We start from the raw sequence: 4,343 nt of genomic DNA on the forward strand, positions 1-4,343 counted from the left end.
GCCCAGTTCGTCAAAACGGCAAAATAGGTTGAAATCGGTGCGGGTGATGAGGCTGTGTTCGAGTTCGGGATCGGAGAGGCTGTGCCATTGTCCGAGCAGGACGGCTTTGAACATGGACAACAGGGGATAGGCGGGACGGCCGCGGTGGTCTCTAAGGTAACGGGTTCTTTGACGGTTCAGGTATTGTTCGATCGGCTGCCAATCAATCACCCGGTCCAACTTCAATAGTGGGAAGCGGTCGATGTGTTTGGCAATCATGGCTTGTGCGGTTTGCTGGAAGAAGGTGCTCATGGAAAATCCCCTAAATGTCTTGGTGGGAATTTAGGGGATTTTGAGGAATTTTGTAAAGGTCTCAGGCTAGAAAATGGATAAGAAAAGCAAAAGAAAAAAAATCTGACACATCAGATAATAACTTGATAAACGAAATTAAAAGCAATGAAGACTTCAAGCAATCTGTTGTATTGGTACTTAACTATTTAGAGCATGTAAGATTTTCTTTGGAGACTAAAAGAATAGATGAGAATTTATTTATTCGGGCGTTAGGAGAAACCATTATTGATATTGCCAAGAGATTTGAGCCGTACGCTAAAACACTTAGTGCTCAAACAGAGCAAGACTTAAAAGAATTAATTAATGAATTGGAATCAAAAAGATAAGATGTTAATGCTTTGGGTAAGTACAGGGTATGTGCCTTTGGGCACACATGCGTTGGTAGGTTATCTGCTTTTTGTCTTACGCCGTCTGAAAACCTAATTTTTCAGATGGCCTTAAAAGCCCATAGTCAAGTAAAAGTCGAGCATAAATGCCTGACCTACTAAAATCGTTTTCAAACAGGCATTGCCTATCTAATACCTGTTTTAAAACAATACGTTATTTTTCAGACGGCCTAAACGGCAAGTCGTTCTAAAACAAAAGTGCGGTTAAGATCCAAGGAATTTCCCCATGCGCAAACTGCAAAACACGCTCTATATTACCACCCAAGGCAGCTATCTGCATAAGGAGCGGGAGACGCTAGTGGTGGAGCAGGAGCGTAAGAAAGTGGCGCAGTTGCCGGTGCATTCTATCGGGCATATTTTCTGTTTTGGCAATGTGCTGGTATCGCCGTTTTTGTTGGGTTTTTGCGGTGAAAATAATGTGAATTTGGCGTTTTTTACCGAAAATGGACGTTTTTTGGGGCGGCTTCAGGGGCGGCAGAGCGGCAATGTGCTGTTACGTCGGGCGCAGTATCGGGTGTCGGAGCAAAATCCCGTGCCGATTGCGCGCAATATTATTGCGGCGAAGATTCGGGCGAGCCGGAAACGCGCAAGGGCGTGCGCTTTGAGCGGACGGTACACGTTTCGGCAGAAAAACCAGGCATCATCGGCGTGTTGGATTTGGTGGAAGTGGATACAAAAACAGGCCGTCTGAAACCCGTGGAATACAAACGTGGCAAGCCCAAACCCGACCCGATGGACGAAATCCAGCTTTGCGCCCAAGGCTTGTGCTTGGAAGAAATGACGGGGCAAACCGTTTCTGAGGGTGCGTTGTGGTATATGCAAACCCGCCGCCGTGTCCCCGCCATATTTTCAGACGACCTGCGCGCCCAAACACTCGCCACCATCGCCGCCGTGCGCGATCTCCTAAGCAGCGGCCAAACTCCGCCGCCCGACTACGGCAAACGCTGCAAAGCCTGCTCGCTGGTGGAAATTTGCCAGCCAGAGTTGTTGGGAAAGCGGGATAGGAGTGTGGGGTATGTGGAGGGGTTGTTTGGGGAGTGATTTGATATTTTGAAAAATAGAAATTTGGTGTTTCAAATCATAGACGATAAAATAAGCCCTAGGTATTTTTGCAAAAAGGGAAATCATGATGCCAATTAAAATTTATCATATTGTGCATGTGAATAGATTAATTTCTATTCTTGATGATGAGGGACTATTGAGTGATGCTGTTATTAGTCAACGTGTAAATAATGGATCAATGATTGGACTTAGTAACATCAAACAACGTCGGTTACATGAGTTAACATTAAATAGTTATCCTGATTTGCATGTTGGAGACTGTGTGCCATTCTATTTTTGCCCACGTTCAGTCATGCTTTATTTGATTCATCGTAGACATCCTGAATTAGCATATCAGGGGGGGCAAGAACCCATTATTCATTTACAGGCTGATTTTAATCAGGTCATTGCATGGGCGAATATTCAAGATCCACCTATTCGTTGGGCTTTTACTAGTTCAAATGCAGGTTCTTATTATTTTGAAGATTTTAATAACGTAAATGATTTAAATCAGATTGATTGGCAGGCTGTTCAAGCTCGTAACTGGCAAGGACAAAAAGAAGGAAAACAAGCAGAATTTCTACTAGAAAATAAATTTCCTTGGAATTTAATAGAACATATTGGAGTACATCCAAGCCATTACACACAAGTTGTGAATGCACTGCGAGGACAACAGCATCAACCACAAGTAACCATAGAGCCTACTTGGTATTACTAACAGGAGATTTATCATGATTGAATTTAAAACAGGCGATATTTTTGAGAGTGATGCTGAAGCTTTAGTAAATACCGTAAATTGCGTTGGAATTATGGGGCGTGGTATTGCATTACAATTTAAAAATAAATATCCAGAAAATTTTAGAGCGTATCAGCAAGCGTGTAAGCAAGAAATGTTAAAACCCGGGAAAATGTTTGTTTTTGAAACAGAGCAGCTTGTATTACCTAAATGGATTATTAATTTCCCCACTAAACGACATTGGCGAGGGAAAAGCCGTATTGAAGACATTGAAAGCGGACTGATTGACTTGGTAAATGTAATCCAAGAAAAAAATATTCATTCCATTGCAATTCCGCCGTTAGGAGCTGGCTTAGGTGGATTGGATTGGGAGCAAGTACGTTCGTATATTGAGAATGCACTTAGTCATGTTAAGAATGTAAAAATTTTTGTATATGAGCCAAATGGCGCACCTGAAAGTAGCAAAATAAAACATTCTACAAAAATTCCAGAAATGACTGCTGGGAGAGCTGCCTTAATTGAATTGATGAGTCGCTATTTAAAGGGATTATTAGATCCATATATTTCATTATTAGAAGTACATAAGTTAATGTATTTTATGCAGGAATCTGGCGAAAATCTTCGTTTGAAATATGTTAAACATCATTATGGCCCTTATGCTGATAACTTACGACATGTTTTAAAAGCAATTGAAGGTTATTTTATTTCTGGATACGCTGATGGTGGTGATATGCCTAATAAACCATTAACACTTGTACCAGGAGCAGTAGAAGATGCACAACAATTTCTATCTAATCATTCCAATAGTTATGCCAATTTTGAGAAAGTTACTGAATTAGTTGATGGATTTGAGTCATCATATGGTTTGGAATTACTGGCAACAGTTCATTGGTTAGCTAAAAAAGAAGGAATTACAGAAAAAGATAATTTAATAAAAAACATTCACCAATGGAACGAACATAAAAAGGTGTTTACTCCTAGACAAATTGATATTGCTTATGATCGTCTATTAGATAAAGGATGGATTTAAAATTAGCTTGATTTAGCTTAATCGATAATCTTCAGATGGCCCCAAAAACTGCGGCCAAAATCCAAGGAGTTCCCCATGCGCAAACTGCAAAACACGCTCTATATTACCACCCAAGGCAGCTATCTGCATAGGGAGCGTGAGACACTGGTGGTGGAACAGGAGCGTAAGAAGGTAGCGCAGTTGCCGGTGCATTCCATCGGGCATATTTTCTTTTTTGGGAATGTGTTGGTGTCGCCGTTTTTACTGGGGTTTTGTGGCGAAAATAATGTGAATTTGGCGTTTTTTACGGAAAACGGTCATTTCTTGGGGCGACTTCAGGGACGGCAGAGCGGCAATGTGCTGCTGCGTCGGGCGCAGTATCGGGTGTCGGAGCAAAGTCCTACGCCGATTGCGCGCAATATCATTGCGGCAAAGATTCGGGCGAACCGGAAACGCGCAAGGGCGTGCGCTTTGAGCGGACCGTGCATGTATTGGCGGAGAAACTGGGTATCAGCGGTGTGTTGGATTTGGTGGAAGTGGACACGAAAACAGGCCGAGACCTTTGCAAAATTCCCCAAAATCCCCTAAATTCCCACCAAGACATTTAGGGGATTTTCCATGAGCACCTTCTTCCAGCAAACCGCACAAGCCATGATTGCCAAACACATCGACCGCTTCCCACTATTAAAGTTGGACCGGGTGATTGATTGGCAACCGATCGAACAATACCTGAATCGTCAAAGAACCCGTTACCTTAGAGACCACCGCGGCCGTCCCGCCTATCCCCTGTTGTCCATGTTCAAAGCCGTCCTGCTCGGACAATGGCACAGCCTCTCCGATC

At 42.9% G+C, this 4,343-nt stretch carries 5 protein-coding genes and 4 pseudogenes; 8 read left to right on the forward strand and 1 reads right to left on the reverse strand.

What is annotated here, in order from left to right; genetic code table 11:
- On the reverse strand, positions 1-291 hold a 291-nt coding region (locus tag DBY86_RS12655; RefSeq protein WP_199901111.1), incomplete at its 3' end, for a transposase.
- A gap of 77 nt (positions 292-368) precedes the next feature.
- Here DBY86_RS12655 and DBY86_RS12660 point away from each other — a divergent pair.
- The 8 genes and pseudogenes from DBY86_RS12660 to DBY86_RS12690 form a co-directional block, all read left to right on the forward strand.
- Positions 369-656: a DUF4760 domain-containing protein gene (locus DBY86_RS12660; protein ID WP_439652131.1), complete on the forward strand. Its 288-nt coding sequence runs from the start codon at positions 369-371 to the stop codon at positions 654-656.
- Between the two features lie 286 nt (positions 657-942).
- Positions 943-1,299: pseudogene (cas1, locus tag DBY86_RS12665) on the forward strand (CRISPR-associated endonuclease Cas1); the annotation flags it as partial.
- Positions 1,281-1,757: pseudogene (gene cas4 / locus DBY86_RS12670) on the forward strand (CRISPR-associated protein Cas4); the annotation flags it as partial. The pseudogenes cas1 (DBY86_RS12665) and cas4, both read left to right, overlap by 19 nt.
- An 85-nt stretch (positions 1,758-1,842) precedes the next feature.
- Positions 1,843-2,475: a type II toxin-antitoxin system toxin DNA ADP-ribosyl transferase DarT gene (gene darT / locus DBY86_RS12675; protein ID WP_107820202.1), complete on the forward strand. Its 633-nt coding sequence runs from the start codon at positions 1,843-1,845 to the stop codon at positions 2,473-2,475.
- 13 nt (positions 2,476-2,488) lie between these two features.
- Entirely contained in the window at positions 2,489-3,523 is a 1,035-nt protein-coding gene (gene darG, locus DBY86_RS12680; protein WP_107820203.1) for a type II toxin-antitoxin system antitoxin DNA ADP-ribosyl glycohydrolase DarG, read from the forward strand.
- 75 nt (positions 3,524-3,598) lie between these two features.
- Positions 3,599-3,955, forward strand: a pseudogene (gene cas1 / locus DBY86_RS12685) (CRISPR-associated endonuclease Cas1); the annotation flags it as partial.
- A pseudogene (locus DBY86_RS13880) lies at positions 3,931-4,059 on the forward strand (CRISPR-associated protein Cas4); the annotation flags it as partial. The pseudogenes cas1 (DBY86_RS12685) and DBY86_RS13880, both read left to right, overlap by 25 nt.
- A gap of 61 nt (positions 4,060-4,120) precedes the next feature.
- Positions 4,121-4,343: transposase (locus tag DBY86_RS12690; protein WP_061450847.1), on the forward strand; the 223-nt coding region annotated here is incomplete at its 3' end.

This window comes from Neisseria bergeri (assembly GCA_003044455.1).
GTDB classification, from domain to species: domain Bacteria; phylum Pseudomonadota; class Gammaproteobacteria; order Burkholderiales; family Neisseriaceae; genus Neisseria; species Neisseria bergeri.